The 16,270-nt window shown below is 74.0% G+C and carries 18 protein-coding genes; 13 read left to right on the top strand and 5 right to left on the bottom strand.

Annotated features, from left to right (window positions below; all coding sequences use genetic code 11):
- Nucleotides 1-232: 232 nt before the first annotated feature.
- The 8 genes from ACH414_RS03310 to ACH414_RS03275 all read left to right on the top strand — a co-directional run bounded on the left by ACH414_RS03310 (nt 233) and on the right by ACH414_RS03275 (nt 7,956).
- The gene (locus ACH414_RS03310; RefSeq protein ID WP_398940692.1) at nt 233-817 is read left to right on the top strand and encodes a TMEM165/GDT1 family protein; all 585 of its coding nucleotides are present in this window, start codon (nt 233-235) and stop codon (nt 815-817) included.
- A gap of 143 nt (nt 818-960) precedes the next feature.
- Entirely contained in the window at nt 961-1,485 is a 525-nt protein-coding gene (locus tag ACH414_RS03305; RefSeq protein WP_398940691.1) for a hemerythrin domain-containing protein, read from the top strand.
- 43 nt (nt 1,486-1,528) lie between these two features.
- Nucleotides 1,529-2,170 (top strand): TetR/AcrR family transcriptional regulator, encoded by a 642-nt coding sequence (locus tag ACH414_RS03300; RefSeq protein ID WP_391768273.1) that lies wholly within the window; start codon nt 1,529-1,531, stop codon nt 2,168-2,170.
- The gene (locus tag ACH414_RS03295) at nt 2,154-3,806 is read left to right on the top strand and encodes an acyl-CoA dehydrogenase family protein (protein ID WP_398940690.1); all 1,653 of its coding nucleotides are present in this window, start codon (nt 2,154-2,156) and stop codon (nt 3,804-3,806) included. Before ACH414_RS03300 ends, ACH414_RS03295 begins: the two co-directional genes overlap by 17 nt.
- Before the next feature lie 93 nt (nt 3,807-3,899).
- The gene (locus ACH414_RS03290; RefSeq protein WP_386562673.1) at nt 3,900-5,270 is read left to right on the top strand and encodes a M20 family metallopeptidase; all 1,371 of its coding nucleotides are present in this window, start codon (nt 3,900-3,902) and stop codon (nt 5,268-5,270) included.
- 94 nt (nt 5,271-5,364) lie between these two features.
- Nucleotides 5,365-5,643, top strand: coding sequence for a polyprenyl synthetase (locus tag ACH414_RS03285; RefSeq protein ID WP_398940689.1), 279 nt, complete (start codon nt 5,365-5,367; stop codon nt 5,641-5,643).
- Nucleotides 5,636-6,706 carry a polyprenyl synthetase family protein gene (locus ACH414_RS03280; RefSeq protein ID WP_398940688.1) on the top strand — a complete coding sequence of 357 codons (1,071 nt, stop codon included), beginning with the start codon at nt 5,636-5,638 and terminating at the stop codon, nt 6,704-6,706. The genes ACH414_RS03285 and ACH414_RS03280 overlap by 8 nt, the downstream gene beginning before the upstream one ends.
- 83 nt (nt 6,707-6,789) lie before the next feature.
- A complete protein-coding gene (locus ACH414_RS03275; RefSeq protein WP_386562667.1) occupies nt 6,790-7,956 on the top strand; it encodes an oxygenase MpaB family protein in 1,167 nt (388 codons plus the stop codon).
- A 17-nt stretch (nt 7,957-7,973) separates the two neighbouring features.
- Here the strand turns inward: ACH414_RS03275 and ACH414_RS03270 are convergent, their stop codons facing one another.
- Complete coding sequence (locus ACH414_RS03270; RefSeq protein ID WP_382534955.1) at nt 7,974-8,864, bottom strand: DMT family transporter; 891 nt, start codon at nt 8,862-8,864, stop codon at nt 7,974-7,976.
- A gap of 4 nt (nt 8,865-8,868) precedes the next feature.
- Nucleotides 8,869-9,783: a LysR family transcriptional regulator gene (locus ACH414_RS03265; protein ID WP_386562662.1), complete on the bottom strand. Its 915-nt coding sequence runs from the start codon at nt 9,781-9,783 to the stop codon at nt 8,869-8,871.
- An 89-nt stretch (nt 9,784-9,872) separates the two neighbouring features.
- Here ACH414_RS03265 and ACH414_RS03260 point away from each other — a divergent pair, with 89 nt between their 5' ends.
- Entirely contained in the window at nt 9,873-11,111 is a 1,239-nt protein-coding gene (locus ACH414_RS03260) for an MFS transporter (protein WP_398940687.1), read from the top strand.
- 70 nt (nt 11,112-11,181) lie between these two features.
- Nucleotides 11,182-11,514, top strand: coding sequence for a cupin (locus ACH414_RS03255; RefSeq protein ID WP_382534950.1), 333 nt, complete (start codon nt 11,182-11,184; stop codon nt 11,512-11,514).
- 107 nt (nt 11,515-11,621) lie between these two features.
- On the opposite strand, the gene ACH414_RS03250 is transcribed toward ACH414_RS03255, so the two are convergent.
- The gene (locus tag ACH414_RS03250) at nt 11,622-11,933 is read right to left on the bottom strand and encodes a hypothetical protein (protein ID WP_382534948.1); all 312 of its coding nucleotides are present in this window, start codon (nt 11,931-11,933) and stop codon (nt 11,622-11,624) included.
- A gap of 216 nt (nt 11,934-12,149) precedes the next feature.
- Here ACH414_RS03250 and ACH414_RS03245 point away from each other — a divergent pair, with 216 nt between their 5' ends.
- Both ACH414_RS03245 and ACH414_RS03240 read left to right on the top strand, forming a co-directional pair.
- Nucleotides 12,150-12,635: a DUF2975 domain-containing protein gene (locus tag ACH414_RS03245; RefSeq protein ID WP_398940686.1), complete on the top strand. Its 486-nt coding sequence runs from the start codon at nt 12,150-12,152 to the stop codon at nt 12,633-12,635.
- Nucleotides 12,635-12,871, top strand: coding sequence for a helix-turn-helix domain-containing protein (locus tag ACH414_RS03240; protein ID WP_382534945.1), 237 nt, complete (start codon nt 12,635-12,637; stop codon nt 12,869-12,871). The genes ACH414_RS03245 and ACH414_RS03240 overlap by 1 nt, the downstream gene beginning before the upstream one ends.
- 388 nt (nt 12,872-13,259) lie before the next feature.
- Here the strand turns inward: ACH414_RS03240 and ACH414_RS03235 are convergent, their stop codons facing one another.
- Both ACH414_RS03235 and ACH414_RS03230 read right to left on the bottom strand, forming a co-directional pair.
- Nucleotides 13,260-13,979, bottom strand: coding sequence for a cache domain-containing protein (locus tag ACH414_RS03235; protein ID WP_386562807.1), 720 nt, complete (start codon nt 13,977-13,979; stop codon nt 13,260-13,262).
- A 196-nt stretch (nt 13,980-14,175) separates the two neighbouring features.
- The gene (locus ACH414_RS03230; RefSeq protein WP_398940685.1) at nt 14,176-15,015 is read right to left on the bottom strand and encodes a FadR/GntR family transcriptional regulator; all 840 of its coding nucleotides are present in this window, start codon (nt 15,013-15,015) and stop codon (nt 14,176-14,178) included.
- A 125-nt stretch (nt 15,016-15,140) separates the two neighbouring features.
- On the opposite strand from ACH414_RS03230, the gene ACH414_RS03225 reads away from it, so the two are divergent.
- Nucleotides 15,141-16,226 (top strand): ABC transporter ATP-binding protein, encoded by a 1,086-nt coding sequence (locus ACH414_RS03225; RefSeq protein WP_391768267.1) that lies wholly within the window; start codon nt 15,141-15,143, stop codon nt 16,224-16,226.
- The last annotated feature ends 44 nt before the right edge of the window (nt 16,227-16,270 follow it).

The raw sequence follows: 16,270 nt of genomic DNA, 5'->3' as shown, positions 1-16,270 counted from the left end.
GTCGGCAGCGAAGGGGAGTAGCCCTGCGAACCGGTCGTCGACACACTGGAGCCTCCGGGTTCCCGGTGACCGGGTCCGTGCGCGTGCACGGACGGGCGAGACCTTCGGCCAGGCATCATCGCCGCGTCCGCACCTGTGGGCGTGGTTCGTCATGCCGGGCCGAGTGGTCCTCCCGTCGCCCACCGAGGCACTGTGGAGATCCCGGGCCCGGTCCGAGCAGAGAGCTCCCGGTATGCACCTCGACCCCTTGGCGATCGTCACCGCCTTCGGGCTGATCTTCCTCGCCGAGCTTCCCGACAAGACGATGTTCGCGTCCCTCGCCATGGGCACGCGCATGCGTCCGCTGTACGTGTGGTTCGGCACCTCGACCGCGTTCATCGTGCATGTCGCCATCGCCGTGGGCGCGGGCAGCCTGCTCGGGCTGCTGCCCGGCTGGAGCGTCAAACTCGTCTCTGCCCTGATGTTCGGCTTCGGCGCGTTCATGCTGCTGCGGGGCGGGGACGACGACGCGGAGGACGACACCGGCGGCAAGACCGCGACCGGTTTCTGGCCCGTCTACTCCACCGCGTTCATGGCGGTGTTCATCAGCGAGTGGGGCGACCTGACGCAGATCACCACCGCCAACCTGGCCGCCACCAACGGCACCTGGTCGACGGCGATCGGCTCCGCCGCCGCCCTGATGACCGTGTCGGCCCTCGCGCTCGTCGCCGGCCGTTTCATCGCCAAGCGCGTCCCGCTCAAGACCGTGCAGCGGATCGGCGGCCTGTGCATGGCCGCGCTCGCGATCTGGTCGCTCGTCGAGGTCTTCACGGGCTGAGGCCGCCCCCTCCGAGGCTTCTTGGCGGCCCCGGGTCCGGTCCCCAGCCGCTTCCGGTCAGGCCCGGACCCGCTCCCGATCCGGCCCTGACCGGGGCCCGAATCCGGCCCCGACGGGCATGCCCGCGCGCCTACGATCCGGGTATGCCCCTCGACCCTCCCGATCCCCGCAGCCGCCTCGCGGCTTTCGGCAACCAACTCGTCGACGTCCACCTCCACCTCCGCGAGGAGCTGGCCCGCCTCCGCTCCGACGTGGCCGCCCACCTCGTCTCCGGCGGGGAGCGCCCGCGCGAACTGAAGGCGCACTGCCTCGCGTTCTGCACCGCCCTGACCCGGCACCACACCGCCGAGGACGAGGGGGTCTTCCCCGTCCTCGCCCGGCGCCACCCCGAACTGCGGCCCGTGCTCGAGGAGCTCTCCCGGGACCACGAGCAGGTGACCGAGATCCTCCGGGCCGTCCAGAAGCTCGTCGACGGGCTCGGCACCGGGCCCGAGCCGGATCCCGCGGAGGTGCGCCGGATCAGCGGGGAACTGGACGGTCTCGTCGCCCTGGTCGAGTCGCACTTCACCTACGAGGAGCGCAAGCTCGTCACCGCCCTCAACGGACTGGAAGGAAGGCTTCCCGAGGGCTTCGCGGACTTCGCGCTGCGCGACCTGACAGGGACGTGAAGCGCGCCTTGCTGAAGGAATGAATCACTGCTTCACTCCTTCCATGGCCTACCGACGCACCCCCGCGGTCCAGGCCCGGCTCGACGCACAGCGCACCGCCGTCGTCGAAGCGGGCCTCGGGCTGCTCTCGGAGCACGGCTACGCCGGCTGCACCATGGCCGCCGTCGCCGCGCGGGCGGGAATCGCCACCGGCAGCGTCTACCGGCACTTCCCCAGCAAGGCCGCGCTCTCCGTCGAGCTGTTCCGCACGGTCGTCGGACGCGAGGTCGGCGCCGTTTCCGGGGCGGCGAACCTCAGGGCGCACCGGACCGCCGCCGACCGGGTCGTCGCCGTCATCGAGACCTTCGCGACCCGGGCCCTGAAAGCGCCCCGGCTCGCCTACGCACTGCTCGCCGAGCCGGTCGACCCGGCCGTCGACGCCGAGCGGCTCGTCTTCCGGCGCGCCTTCCGAGACGTGTTCGCCGGGCTGATCGCCGCCGGCGTCGACAGCGGCGAACTCCCGCCCCAGGACGCCCGGCTCACCGCCTCCGCGCTCGTGGGCGCGGGCGCCGAGGCGCTCATCGGCCCGCTGACCGGCCCGTCCGCCGGGGAGGCGGCCGGCGAGGCGGCCGGGCCCGGCACCGTACCCGCCCTGGTCACCTTCACCCTCCGAGCCCTGGGAGTCCCCGATGCCGACCACGCATGAGGTCACCAACCAAGTTCCCCCGCTGACCGGGTACGACGTCTCCGCCGACCCGGCCCTCCTGGAGGCGCTGGGCCGCGAGGGCGCGGGGTGGGCGGAGCCCGACGTCCGGGAGCTCGGCGTGATGGCCGGCGGTCAGCAGGCGCAGGACTGGGGGCGGCTCGCCGAGCGGCACTCCCCCGTGCTGCACACCCACGACCGGTACGGGCACCGGATCGACGAGGTCGAGTTCCACCCCGCCTGGCACGAGCTGATGAACGTCGCCGTCCAGCACGGCCTGCACGCCGCCCCCTGGGCGGACGCCCGGCCGGGCGCCCATGTGGCGCGCGCCGCGAAGGTGTTCGTGTGGGGGCAGGCCGACCCGGGGCATCTGTGTCCGATCTCGATGACGTACGCGGCGGTGCCCGCGCTGCGCGCCGCGCCGGAGCTCGCCGCGGTCTACGAGCCGCTGCTGACCTCCTCGTACTACGACTTCGGTCTCGAGGTCCCGACCGCCAAGCGCGGGATCATCGCCGGGATGTCGATGACCGAGAAGCAGGGCGGCTCGGACGTCCGCGCCAACACCACCCGGGCGGTGCCGACCGGCGAGGACGGGGTGTACGCGCTGACCGGGCACAAGTGGTTCACCTCGGCCCCCATGTCGGACGTGTTCCTGACCCTCGCGCAGGCTCCGGGCGGTCTCTCCTGCTTCCTGGTGCCGCGGGTGCTGCCGGACGGCTCGCGCAACGCGATCCGCTTCCAGCGCCTCAAGGACAAGCTCGGCAACCGCTCCAACGCCTCCGGCGAGATCGAGTACGAGGGTGCCGTCGGGCATCTCGTCGGCGAGGAGGGCCGGGGCGTCGCCACCATCATCCGCATGGTGAACATGACCCGGCTCGACTGCGCCGTCAGCTCGGCGTCCGGGATGCGCCAGGGTCTCGTCCAGGCGGTGCACCACGCCACGTACCGCAGCGCCTTCGGGGCCCGGCTGGTCGACCAGCCGCTGATGACCAACGTGCTCGCGGACCTGGCGGTCGAGGCCGAGGCCGCGACGACGGCCGCGATGCGCCTCGCGGGCGCCGTGGACCGTGCGGCGGCCGGGGACGCCGAGGAGGAGCAGCTGCGCCGCCTCGGCCTCGCCGTCACCAAGTACTGGGTGTGCAAGCGGGCACCGGCGCACGCCGCCGAGGCGCTGGAGTGCCTGGGCGGCAACGGCTACGTCGAGGACTCCGGCCTGCCGCGCCTGTACCGGGAGTCCCCGCTGCCCTCGATCTGGGAGGGCTCGGGCAACGTGGCCGCGCTCGACGTGCTGCGGGCGATGGCCCGGCAGCCCGAGGCGGTGGAGGCCTTCTTCCGGGAGGTCGACCGCGCGTCCGGTGCCGACCGGCGCCTGGACGCGGCGACGGCCCGGCTGCGCAAGGAGCTCACGGACCTCGGCGACCTGTCCGCGCTCCAGTACCGCGCCCGCCGCGTCGTCGAGCACCTCGCCCTCGTCCTCCAGGGCTCGCTCCTGGTCCGGCACGGCCACCCGGCCGTCGCCGACGCCTTCTGCGCCTCCCGGCTCGACGGCGACTGGGGGATCGCCTTCGGAACCCTCCCGCCGGGCCTCGACACGGCGGCGATCATCGAGCGGGGGGCGCCGGGCTTCCCGTCCTCCTGACCTGCCGGGGCGCGGTCGCCCTCGTCCGGCGAGGGCCGTCGCGGCGTGGCAGTCTGGTTCCCGCCCCACCCTCATGGCGAGACGGAGGCCTTCGTGAGCACGGAACGGACGCACGACGAGGACGCCGACGGGAACGCCGGGGAGGACCGGGGAACGGTCCCGGGGCCGGACCAGGGGAACGACCACGGGGAGATCCGCGGGCGGCTCGACCGGAGCGCCGCCGAGACGGCGCCCGACGTGATCGCCTGGCGCCGGCATCTGCACCGTCACCCCGAGCTGTCCAACCGCGAGGTCGAGACCGCCCGGTTCGTCGCGGACCACCTGCGGGCGCTCGGTCTCGACGAGGTCCGCACCGGCATCGCCGGGCACGGCGTGGTCGGGGTGCTGCGGGGCGGGCTGCCGGGCCCGAACACGGTGGCGCTGCGGGCCGACATCGACGCGCTGCCCGTCGAGGACCTGTGCGGTGCCGACTTCGCCTCGGAGACGGTCGACACGGCGTACCCGGGCGGCCCGTTCCCCGTCTCGCACGCCTGCGGACACGACTGCCACACCGCGATGCTGATGGGCGCGGCCACCGTCCTGGCCGGGGAGCGCGAACGGCTCCCCGGCACCGTGCTGTTCGTCTTCCAGCCCGCCGAGGAGGGGCCGCCGGTCACCGAGGACGGCGGGGCGCGGGCGATGGTGGAAGCGGGCGCGTTCGCCGACCCGGCGCCGACGATGGTGTTCGGCATGCACGTCACCCCCTACCCCAAGGGGTACGTGGGCTATCGCGTCGGCAACCAGTACGCGGCGTCCACGCTCGTCAGGATCGTCGTCACCGGCGAGCAGGTGCACGGCTCGACCCCCTGGCAGGGCGTCGACCCGATGCCCGCGGCCGGCGCCGTCATGACCGGGATCGGACAGATCTACCGCCAGGTCTCCGCCTTCGACCCGATCACCGTCACCATCGGGCACGTGGAGGACGTCGGCCGGTTCAACATCATCGGACAGACCGTCACCCTCTGGGGCACGGTCCGCTGTGCGGTGGAGTCGGACATGGCGGAGGTCCAGCGGCGGCTGACGACGCTCGCCGAGCACACCGCGGCGGCGTACCACGCGACCGCCGCCGTGGACTACCTCCAGGCCGTGCCGGCGGTGCGCAACACCGCGGCCTGGGTGGAGGCGGCCCTGCCGACGCTGCGCCGGGTGGTCGGCGAGGAGCGGCTGCTGGAGACCGGCGCGACGCTGGGGTACGACGACGTGTCGGAGTTCGTGAACCGTTTCGGCGGTCTGTACGTGATGCTCGGCGTCCAGGACGCGACCCTGGACGCCGCCGGGCGCCCGGTCCCGGTGCCCGGCGGACGCGGTCTCGTCACCAACCACAACCCGCACTTCTACGCCGACGACGACACCTTGGTGACCGGGGTGCGGCTGCACGCGCAGGTGGCGTACGCCCATCTGACGGGTGCGCTGACACCCTCGTAGACGCGCCGTTCACTCGTTCGTGAGTTCCGTGGATCTTCCGCCGTGCGCCCCGCCACGCTGAGGCGGACGGATTCGAGGGCGGGGAGGCGACGGCATGGCTGGTGGCGGGCGTGATCGCGAGGGTCTGGACGAGCAGGCCGTCTTGTTGGTGGCGGGGCTCGCCGATCTGGCGGTGAGCACGCTGGGCTCGGCGCTCGGCACGGTCCGCGGCCTGCTGCGCCGTTCGGACGCCGCGGAGCTGGCCGCCGAGGCGGAGCGGGACCTGATGGCCCGCGGCCGGCTGGCCCTCGACCGGTACGCGGCCGCTCCGCCGCCCCATCTGGAGGTGCTGGCCCGGCACGTCGTGGACCGGCGGGCCGGCGGCGATGGCTGAGGCGTGGGACCCGGCCGCCTTCAAGGCCCGGGTCGACGAGGTGCTGCACCGGTTCGTCGCCCGTGAGGCCGACCTGCTGGCCCAGGTGGATCCGGCCCTGGACCCGGTGGCCGTCCAGGTGGAGGCGGCGGTCGCGGCGGGCAAGCGGCTGCGGGCGGCCTTCTGCTACTGGGGCTGGCGCGCGGCCGGACAGCCGGACAGCGACGCCCTGGTGCGGGCGGCGGGCGCCCTGGAGCTGGTGCACGCGGCGGCGGTCGTGCACGACGACCTCGTCGACGACAGCCCGCTGCGGCACGGCCGCCCCACCGCCCACGTGGCGCTGCGCGCCGCCGTCCCGCGCCATCCGCGGGCCTCGGAGGCCGCCCGGTCGCTCGCGATGCTCGCCGGGGACCTGCTGATGTCGCTGGCCGGGCAGCTGTTCGTCACCAGCGGGCTGCCCGCCGCCTATCTCGGCCGGGCCCGCCCGCTGTGGGCGCTGCTCGCCCGGGAGCTGATCGCGGGCGAGTGCCTGGAGATCCTGCACACGGGAGCCGCGCCGGACACGGACGCCTCGCTCAAGGTGATCCGCTACAAGACCGCCAAGTACACCGTGGAGCAGCCCCTGCTGATCGGCGCCGCCCTGGCCGGGGCCCCGGCGCGCCTGAGCGAGGGGTTCACGGCGTACGGTCTGCCGCTGGGCGAGGCGTTCCAGCTGCGGGACGACCTGCTCGGGCTCTTCGGCGACCCGGAGCGCACCGGCAAGGCCAACGGCGACGACCTGCGCGGCCACCGGCCCACCGCGCTTCTCGCCGAGACCTGGCGGCTCGCCGGCCCTGGCGAGCGGGAGCGGCTGCGCGCCCTGATGGGCCCGGACGGGCCCGCCGGGGACCCGACGGGAGAGCACGGCGCGCTGGACGAGGTCCGCGAGCTGATGGTGCGTCTGAAGGCTCCGGACCGGGTCGAGGAGATGATCGCCGCGCGCGTCGAGGAGGCGCTCGGCGCGCTCGGGACCCTCGACGTGCCCCCGGCGGGCGCCGCCGCGCTGACGGCCCTGGCGCACTCGGCCGCCGTCCGCCCGTCCTGACCCCGCACACGGCCGGCGTACGGCCTGCGTACGGCCGGCCGCTCGCCCCCCGAACCCCGCCCAGCAGCCCGAAGGAGCCCCGCATGCCCTCCCCCACCGACGCGTCCGCCGACGCCCTGCGCCGGACCGGCGACGAACTCGCCGACGCCACCGTCGCCACGCTCTTCGAGCGGGGCGAGGTGGGCACGTTCAACACGCTCATGCGGTACGTCTCCGTAGCCGGCGCCCCCCTGCCCGACGGGCTGCCCGACGTGGCGCGCGAATACCTCCACGTGACGAGCGCGGCCCCGTCCTGGGTTGACTGGGAGGAGATGGAGCGGGCCAGGCTCTTCTTCATGGACAACGACGTGCACATCTCGACCGCGCTGTCCTTCGCCGCCATGCCCGCCTGCTACGTCGTGCCGCACATGGCGAAGCTGCTCTCGACCACCCACGGTCTGAACTACCCCTCCAAGCGGATGGCGGAGACCGGCCAGTTCACCGTCCACCTGATGCGGCCGGACGCGTTCGAGGCCGGCGGCCGCTTCGTCCCGGCCGCCCAGAAGGTGCGCCTCCTGCACGCGTCGATCCGGCACCACCTCACCCGCGAGGAGCGCTGGGACACCGCGGCGCTGGGGGTGCCGATCTGCCAGGAGGACATGGTCGCGGGGCAGATGTTCTTCTCCCTGCTCGTCCTCGACAGCCTGCACCGCCTCGGCATCCACATGTCCACGGAGGGGGCGGAGGCCTACTACTACGCGTGGCGGGTGGTCGGCGCCATGCTCGGGGTCGACCAGGAGACCGTCCCGAAGGACCTCACCGAGGCCCGGAAGTTCCTCGACGGCTATCTGCTCCGGTTCATGGGGCCGTCGCAGGAGGGCGCGGTCCTGACCCGGCAGCTCATCGACCTGTACGAGGAGGTCGTGCCCGGCACCTTCTTCGACCCGATCGTCTCCGCCCTCATCCGCTTCCTGATCGGCGAGACCTGCGCCGACTGGCTCGAAGTGCCGCGCACCCCCTGGGACACCGTGGTCAAGGCCGTTCCCCACCTCCTGGGCGTCCTGGAGACGATCGAGGACCGCTCCCCGCTGGGCGCCTGGGCGCTCGACCGGCTGGGCCATCTCACGACGGTCTTCGAGCTGTCCTCCCTCACCCGCGGCCGCGTCATGCACTACGCGATCCCCGAGCACCTCAAGGCCGACTTCGGGGTCTCGTCCTCGGTGCCCCGCACCCGTCGCTGGACCCCGCCGGCCCCCGTTCTCGGCGGGTAGCCGCACCGGGCCCGGGGCTACGCCGGCTCCGACGCCCGGGGCCGTCGCCACAGCGCGCCCACGTACACCCCGGCCAGGATGAGCGGGGCTCCCAGGAGCAGGGAGGCGGTGAGGGGTTCGGCGTCGAGCCAGGCGGAGAGCACGATCGTGACGACGGGGACGACCACGAAGACGTACGCGGCGCGGGACGCGTCCCAGCGGTGCAGCACGAAGAGGTAGAGCACGAAGGTGAGGACGGAGCCGGCCACGACCAGGTAGGCGAGCGCCCACCAGGTGGCGGGGCGCTCCGGCAGGCGCCAGGTGTCGCCCGCGGCGGCCGAGCCGGCGAAGAGCAGGACGGAGGCCGCGGTCATGGCGACGGCGTTCATGGTGACGGGATGCACCTCGGGGAGCCGCCGCACCAGGACGGCGGCCTGCGCGAAGCAGAGCATGCTGCCGAGGATCGCCAGGAAGGAGAGCAGGGGTACCGAGCCGCTGAGCGGGGCGCGGGAGATGACGGCGACTCCGGCCGCGGCGAGGACGGTTCCGACGGCGGCGGAGGCCCGGAAGCGTTCGAGGCGCTGGGCGACGGCGAGCAGCAGGGTGACGAGCGGGGTGAGCGCGAGGACCGTCTGGGCGAGACCGGCGTGGACGTGGACGAGGGCGTAGTAGGCGAGGGCGAAGGTCACACCGAAGTCGAGGATCCCGAAGAGTGCCGCCCCGGCCAGTGCCTTTCCGCGCGGCGGGCGCAGCCGCATGGCGGCCATGACGCCGATGAGGACGACGGAGGAGGCGCCGAAGCGGAGCGCGGCGCCCCAGAGGGGGTCGAGCTCACGGTTGCTGAAGCGGACTCCGACCGCGTTGCCGCCGGCGAGGAGCGCGGTGGCCGCGAACGCGGCGAGCGTCAGCCGGTCCTCGGCACGCTGCATCGCATCACCGTAGCTCCGGCGTCCCGCCGTCCCCGGCCGGGACACGCGCCGCCGTCTCGGCGAAGGCCCTGATCAGGGCGGACTCGGCAGCCGTGGCCCAGACGAGGCCGTACTCCAGGGGCGGGGCGTCGTGGAAGGGCACGTAGGCGATGCCGGGACGCGGGTGGTAGCGGGCGCCGCGGGCCGCGCCCGGGGAGACGCCGCGTCCCGCGCCGACCAGGGAGAGCACCTCTTCCCAGGTGGCGGCGTCCGGTCCCTGGGTGATGGGCGCGCCGGAGGGGGTGCGGGTCGGGTAGTGGGCCTCGCGCCAGGGGCGGGGGTGGGTGGCGCCGGTGGTGATCAGGGTCTGCCCTGCGAGGTCCTCGATGCCGATGGAGGGGCGCCGGGCGAACGGGTGGGCGGCCGGGACGACCAGCACCCGGTCCTCGCGGACCAGGACCGGGCCCGCGGTGAGTCCGGGGACGCCGACGGGGAAGGTGGCGTACTGGAGGTCGAGTTCGCCGTCCTCGACGGGCCGCGTGGCGGCGTCGAGGGGGACCTCGCGGAGGGTGATCTCGCAGCCGGGGTGGCTCGCGAGGAAGGCGTCGGCCGCGGCGATGAGCAGGGCGCCGCCCCAGGGGGAGGCGAACCCGATGCGGAGGGTGCCGAGCATGCCTCGGCCGGCGGCGGTGGCGTGTTCCAGCGCGGCGAGGATCAGGCGGTGGGCGGGGCGGAGCTCCTCGTGGAGGCGGCGGCCGACCGGGGTGAGGCGGACGCTGCGGCTGGTGCGTACGAAGAGCGGGGTGCCGATGCGGCGCTCCAGCTTCTTGACGGTCTGGCTGATCCGGCCGGTGGAGACTCCGAGGATTTCGGCGGTGCGGCCGAAGTGCAGCTCGTCGCCGAGGGTGAGGAAGGCTTCGAGTTCGTGCCGTTCGAGCACCGGACCGACTCCGATCGTTTAGTCTCGCTCAACGCCGCTTGCATTGTTGCACCTTGATGGGCCGCGGGTGCGACGGGAGCCTGAGGGACGTGACGCTCCTCTTCCTCCGCTCCCGCACCTCCGCCGGGCCCGCGGCGCACGGCCCGGTGGGCCAGGCCGCCGCCCCGGTGAACGTCCTCGTGCTCACGGTCGCCGGGGCCGTGACCGTCGCGAACATCTACTTCCCGCAACCGCTGCTCGCCGCCCTGGCCCGGAGCCTCGGCGTCTCCGACCGCACGGCGGGCCTGGTCGCCACCGCGGCGCAGCTCGGCTACGCCCTCGGCATCCTGTTGCTCGTCCCGCTCGCGGACACCGCCCGGCTGCGCCGCCTGACGGGCACGCTGCTCGCCCTGACCAGCGTGGCGCTGCTGGTGGCCGCCGCGGCCCCGAACGTCCTGACCCTCCTCATCGCGACCCTCGCGCTGTCGACGACCACGGTGCTGCCGCAGATCCTCACCCCGGTCGCGGCGGCCCTGGCGGGCCCCGGGCTGCGGGGCCGGGTCGTCGGCGTCATCGGTCTGGGGCTCACCCTCGGCTCGACCCTGTCCCGAACGGTCTCGGGCGCGGTGTCCGACGCGACCGGCAGCTGGCGGGCGCCGTATCTGGTCGCGGCCGCGGCGACGGCGGGTCTGCTGTGCGTACTGCCGCGCGCTCTGCCGGAGCGGCTCGGTGCGCCGGGCGGGCGCCGGGTGCCGTACGGGCGGATGCTCGCCGGACTGCCCGGGCTGCTCGGCGCCCACCGCGCCCTGCGCGTCTCGGCCCTGGTCGGAGCCTGTGTGTTCGCCGCGTACAGCGTCTTCTGGGCCGCGCTCGTCTTCCATCTGGCGGCTCCGCCGCTCGGGTACGGGCCGGGGGCGGCCGGGCTGTTCGGGCTGCTCACCGTGCCCGCCGCGCTGGCGTCGGCGTACGCGGGGCCGCTCACCGACCGGTTCGGCGCGGGACCGGTCGGCCGCTGGGCGCTCGCGTGCGTGGGCCTCGGGCTCGTCCTCGCGGCGCTGGTGCCCGCCTCGCCGCCGGCCCTGGTGGTGGGCGCCGGCCTGGTCGTCCTGGGTACGAGCGCCTGCCAGATCGCGAACCAGGCGCGGGTCCTGGGCCTGGGCCGGGACGTGGCCGCCCGGGTCAACACCGTCTTCATGCTCGCCACCTTCGGCGGGGGTGCCTTCGGCTCGTTCACGGCGGCCTGGCTGTACGGGGCGTACGGCTGGCCGGAGACGCTGCTCGGCGCGGCGGGCTTCACGGCGCTCGGCGCCCTCGCGGCCTCGCGACGGCGCGACCCGGTGCCGGCCTGACCCCGAGTTGCGCCGCGCCCGGCACGCGCCAGGCTGGGGGTACCGGTCCGCGACCCCGCAGGGAGACACGATGCAGGAGCCCGCAGCCCTCGACCTGGCCGCCCTCGCCGACGAGCACCTGTCGAAGGCCCGTGCCGCGGCACACGGCCGCAGTGCCCACGTACTGGTGCACGACGGGGTGCTCCGGCAGAGCGTGATCGCCCTGATCGCCGGCATGTCCCTCGACGAGCACAACGCCCCGCCTGCCGCGAGCCTCCAGGTGCTCCGCGGCCGGGTGGAGCTGACCGCCGCGGGCCGGGCGGAGGAGCTGGCGTCGGGCCATCTCCAGATGATCCCGAAGGAACGGCACGGGCTCACGGCCCTGGAGGACGCGGTGGTCCTGCTGACGGCGGTGAACGACTAGGCCGTCTCTCCCGGATCACCGCCGGACGCCCTGTCGGGCGACGCCCGGCGCGCTCGTTCCGGCGGCTCAGGACGGATCGCAGCCGGCTCCGGTCCCGCGAACGCCCCTCAGATCTCCTCGACGACCAGCGAGGACGTGGTGCCGTCGACACCAGCGGCCAAGGCCATGGCGTCGGCCGTGACGACGGTGCTGCGGCCGGAGAATCCGGCGTCCTCGTAGAGGGTCACCCGGAGACCCTGGTCGACGACCAAGGAGCTGATGGTGTCGTTCAGGGCTCCCAGAGCCTCGCTGTCGTAACGGCCCACGGCCAACCGGCGGTAGTCCCCCCGCATGTGGGGCTCCGTGTAGACGACGACGCATCCGCCTTGGGACTTGGGAGGGACATTGCCCTCGTAGACCTTCACGTACAGCGTGGCCACGCTTTCGCCTCCACGGATCTTCCAGCTCGGGCCGACCGCCGCATTATGCCCATGCGACGGGACGAATCGCGGCTTTGGTGGCGCGATGTCCGGGACGCCGAATGTCCCGCAGGGAGCGAGTGTCTCCGGTCTGCCGCGGGAACGCGTCAGAGCCCACTCTTGCCTCACCTATCGAGAAACGATAGATTTCGATCGCTGATCGACAGGAGGAGAGCCATGGGAAGGCTGACCGTGCAGGCGCTGCGCACCGTGCTCGTGGTGGGGCTCGTCGGCACGCTCTTCGTACAGGTGCTGATGGTGTGGGCGCTGTTCGCCGACCCGGAGGACGGGACGCTGCCGCTGCCCCCGATCCGGGTGGTCGTGATCCTTGGCGCCGGGGCCGTTCAGGTCGTCCAGGTCTGCGTGTGGCGACTGGTGGCGATGGTGCGGCGCGGGACCGTGTTCTCGCACGCCGCCTTCCGGTACGTCGACGGCGTGGTCGGCGCGTTCGTCGCGCTCGGGGTCCTGTGGTTCACGCTCGCGGTGCTCATGGCGTGGGGCCAGGAGATGGAGCCGCCGGGCAAGCTCTTCCTGGGCGCGGTCGGCGTGGCGATCCTGGGCGTCGCGCTCATCGTGCGCGTGCTGCGGATGCTGCTCGCCCAGGCCGTGGCACGCGACATCGAGGCGGCGCGGATGCAGGCCGAGCTCGACGAGGTGATCTGATGCCGATCGTCGTCGACATCGACGTGATGCTGGCCCGGCGCAAGATGTCCGTCGGCGAGCTGGCGGAGCGCGTGGGCATCACCCCCGCCAACCTCGCCGTACTCAAGAACGGGCGCGCCAAGGCGGTGCGCTTCGCGACGCTCGCCGCGCTCTGCGAGGCGCTCGACTGCCAGCCCGGCGATCTGCTGCGCTGGGAGGCGGAGACCAGACAGAGGGCAGTCGAGCCGACGGGATGAAGCGCCCCAGGGCGGCGCGAAGGCGCCCGCCCCGCCCGCCACCTCGCTTCCCCGCGGACGGCGGGAGCTCCGGCGCGAACCCGAGCTCCCGCTCGGTGCGCTCCAGCCGGCTCAGGCACCACTCGGCGAAGTCACGGCCCGTCGGCGGGGAAGCTCCGGTACTGCGCGGGCAGAGCACAGCCCAGTTCCGCCTCCAGGGCCGGAGCTGCTCCTCCCGCATGACCGGTCCGAGGCGGGATCCGTGCCCTTCGCCCCGAAGACCCCGTCCGCGCCGGGACGTCCGGCGAGCCCGAGCACCCCGTACCCCCGCCCGCGCCTCCCTGCTCATGGGCCCACGCCAGTCGAGGCGCCCACCGCTTGGGCATCGGGTTTTCGGGGCCGCGGGGTCTCACCCCTCCGGCGTCACCAGTACCAAAGGAGTGCCCGCGCAGGGCGTCAGACGCAGGGCACCGTGGCGGTGCACGGCCGGCGGGGCGGCGAGGACGGCGGCGAAGTCGGGGCCCTTGGTGAGCGAACCCGCCAGGTGGCAGGGGTCGGTGGAGGCGGCGACCCGGCCGCGGGCGTTCACCAGGCGCGCGGGGGCCGGCAGTGCCTGCAGCACGGGCAGGACGGCCGCCTCGAAGTGCCGCAGATAGACGTCCGCCGCGGCGACGCCGACGAAGCGCCCCTCGACGTGGACGGGCGCGGAGAGGGTGAGGCTGTACTCGTCGGAGCAGAGGTAGTCGACGTAGGGACCGGCCACGGCCCGCTGTCCGGTCTCGCGGGGCAGCGCGTACCAGTCCCAGTGGGTGTAGTCGGAGTACGCGGAGTGGGCGGGGTCGAGGTCCAGCAGGAGCGGGCGGACGCCGCCGTCGGGACCGCGCTGCCACCACTCCAGCCAGGCCGGTACGTCGGCGAGGAGACCGGGCGCCGCGACGAATCCGACGCCCGAGACCAGGTCCTGGGTCGCGAGCCGGCCGTGCAGTCCGGGCCGGAGGGCGGCGAGGTCGGCGGAGACGGGGCGCCGGCCCGGGGAGCCGAGCAGCGCCGCGGTGTCGACACGGGTCGCGGTGACTGCGGCGAAGACGTCTTCGAGGGTCTCGCGGACACGGTCGCGGACGGCCCCGATCGGATCGGCCGCGGTGTCCCGTCCGGCAGCGGCCGCGGTGCCGCGTCCGGCAGCCGTTCCGGGGTCGCGGAGGGCAGCCGTTCCGGAGTCGCGGAGGGCAGCGGCTCCGGAGCCGTCTCCGCCGGCGGGTCCGTTCCGGGGCCGGCGGCCCGGCCGCGCGTCCCCGTTCGCGTCCGCCCCGTCGGCGCGGGCCGGTTCAGGTGCGGCGGCCCCCGTGGGGCGGGCGAGCCCGGTGCTCCTGGCCATCGGTGTCCTCCTCGGGACGGGGCTCGGGTGCGCGGGAGGGAGCGAGCCGCAGGGCGATCAGTCGGCCCACGGACTCGCGTACGCACCGCTCGGCCAGCATTCTGGCCCGCTCGTCGGCCTCATCCTGCACGGCGGAGATCACGGAGCGGTGACGATCCGCCACGCAGGCGAGATACCCCGGGTCATCGAGGACGAGGACGAGCAAAGCGCCCAACTCGGTCTGGAGCGCGATCTCCTCGCGGGTGAGGCGGGCCGACTGGGCCGCGGCGGCCAACTCGACGTGGAAGCGGCCGTAGAGACGGCTGCGCGCCGCGGGGTCCTCGGCGAGGGCGAACTCGTCCACGGTGCGGGCGAGCTGGCGCAGCTCGCCGGGCTGGGTGCGCCGGGCGGCGAGCAGGGCGGCTGCTCCGGAGACGGCGGCCCAGTGGTCGCCGAGGTCGCGCAGCTCCTCGGTGGACCAGTCGGCGAGGCGGGCGCGCAGCCGGTCCTCCGGCGGACCCTCGGGGAGGGTGACGAAGCTGCCGCCGCCGCGGCCGCGGCGGGTGGTGACGAGTCCCTGCTGGCGCAGGGCCATGAGCGCCTCGCGCAGGGTCACGGTGGAGACGCCGAGCTGGGCGGCGAGCTCGGTCTCGCCCGGGAGTTGCTCGCCGTCGGCGAGGAGCCCGAGCTCGATGGCGTCGCCGAGGCGGCGCACCACGGTGTCGACCCGCGCGCGGGTGTCGACGGGGGTGAACACGGTCCTGCGGGCGCTCCCCGGCGCGCCCGCGCCCTGTCTGCCGTCTGGCCTCACGGTGTACCACCTCGCGCGTTGACTCAGCCTTTACCTTAAGGGGGTCTTGAGATTTGAACTATGACTTCATATGTTTACGCCCACGCTCGTGAGAACGCTCCACCGCACCAGAAAGGTTCCCGACCATGGAGGGAATGGCGATCCGGCTCTCAGGACTGCGCAAGAGCTACGGCCGGACCGAGGCAGTGGCGGGGGTGGACCTGGAGATCGCCGACGGGGAGTTCTTCTCGATGCTCGGCCCCTCCGGCTCCGGCAAGACGACCGTGCTGCGGATGATCGCCGGGTTCGAGACGCCGAGCGCCGGCGCCGTCGAGCTGGCGGGCCGGGACGTCACCCGGCTCGCCCCGTTCGAGCGGGACGTCCACACGGTGTTCCAGGACTACGCGCTCTTCCCCCATATGACGGTCGAGCAGAACGTGGCGTACGGCCTGAAGGTCCGCAAGGTCGCCAAGGCCGAGCGCCTCGTCCGCGCCCGCGCCGCGCTCGCCCAGGTCCGTCTGGACGGCCTCGGCAAGCGCCGCCCCGGCGAGCTCTCGGGCGGCCAGCGGCAGCGCGTCGCGCTGGCCCGCGCCCTGGTCGGCCGCCCCCGGGTGCTGCTCCTCGACGAACCGCTGGGCGCCCTCGACCTCAAGCTGCGCGAGCAGATGCAGGTCGAGCTCAAGGCGATCCAGCGGCAGGTCGGCATCACCTTCGTGTTCGTCACCCACGACCAGGAGGAGGCGCTCACGATGAGCGATCGGATCGCCGTCTTCCACCAGGGTCGGATCGAGCAGGTCGGCTCCCCCGCCGAGATCTACGAGCGCCCCGCCACCCCCTTCGTCGCCGGCTTCGTCGGCACCTCGAACCTGCTCAGCGGAGAGACCGCGCGGGTGGTGCTCGGCTCCTCCGGCACGTACAGCATCCGGCCGGAGAAGATCCGCGTCGTCAAGGACCCGGCCGCGCCCGCCGAGCCCGGGCACACGAGCGCCGCGGGCACCGTGGCCGAGGTGGTCTACCTGGGCGATGCCACCCGTTTCCTGGTCGACCTCGACGCGGGCGGTCGGCTCACCGCCGTCCAGCAGAACCTGGAGACCTCCTCCGCCGACCTCGCCGGCTACCGCGGCGCCCGGGTGGGGCTCCAGTGGCACCCCCAGCACGCCGTGAGCGTCCCCACCCCCGTGCCGGCACAGGCCGCCGCGGCGGCACAGCCGCAGGCCACGCCCCGGGCGTGAGCCCGCACACCGGCTGCCCTCCCCCCTCACCCCCCTCGTTCGGG

The sequence above is a fragment of the Streptomyces sp. NPDC020422 genome (assembly GCF_044386705.1).
Classification (GTDB): domain Bacteria; phylum Actinomycetota; class Actinomycetes; order Streptomycetales; family Streptomycetaceae; genus Streptomyces.
This window is presented reverse-complemented; position numbering and strand designations above follow the sequence as displayed.

Coding starts and splice junctions, on each gene's coding strand:
- ACH414_RS03310 (WP_398940692.1), top strand. CDS start 233: ATGCACCTCGACCCCTTGGCGATCGTCACCGCCTTCGGGCTGATCTTC.
- ACH414_RS03305 (WP_398940691.1), top strand. CDS start 961: ATGCCCCTCGACCCTCCCGATCCCCGCAGCCGCCTCGCGGCTTTCGGC.
- ACH414_RS03300 (WP_391768273.1), top strand. CDS start 1,529: ATGGCCTACCGACGCACCCCCGCGGTCCAGGCCCGGCTCGACGCACAG.
- ACH414_RS03295 (WP_398940690.1), top strand. CDS start 2,154: ATGCCGACCACGCATGAGGTCACCAACCAAGTTCCCCCGCTGACCGGG.
- ACH414_RS03285 (WP_398940689.1), top strand. CDS start 5,365: ATGGCTGGTGGCGGGCGTGATCGCGAGGGTCTGGACGAGCAGGCCGTC.
- ACH414_RS03280 (WP_398940688.1), top strand. CDS start 5,636: ATGGCTGAGGCGTGGGACCCGGCCGCCTTCAAGGCCCGGGTCGACGAG.
- ACH414_RS03275 (WP_386562667.1), top strand. CDS start 6,790: ATGCCCTCCCCCACCGACGCGTCCGCCGACGCCCTGCGCCGGACCGGC.
- ACH414_RS03270 (WP_382534955.1), bottom strand. CDS start 8,864: ATGCAGCGTGCCGAGGACCGGCTGACGCTCGCCGCGTTCGCGGCCACC.
- ACH414_RS03255 (WP_382534950.1), top strand. CDS start 11,182: ATGCAGGAGCCCGCAGCCCTCGACCTGGCCGCCCTCGCCGACGAGCAC.
- ACH414_RS03245 (WP_398940686.1), top strand. CDS start 12,150: ATGGGAAGGCTGACCGTGCAGGCGCTGCGCACCGTGCTCGTGGTGGGG.
- ACH414_RS03240 (WP_382534945.1), top strand. CDS start 12,635: ATGCCGATCGTCGTCGACATCGACGTGATGCTGGCCCGGCGCAAGATG.
- ACH414_RS03225 (WP_391768267.1), top strand. CDS start 15,141: ATGGAGGGAATGGCGATCCGGCTCTCAGGACTGCGCAAGAGCTACGGC.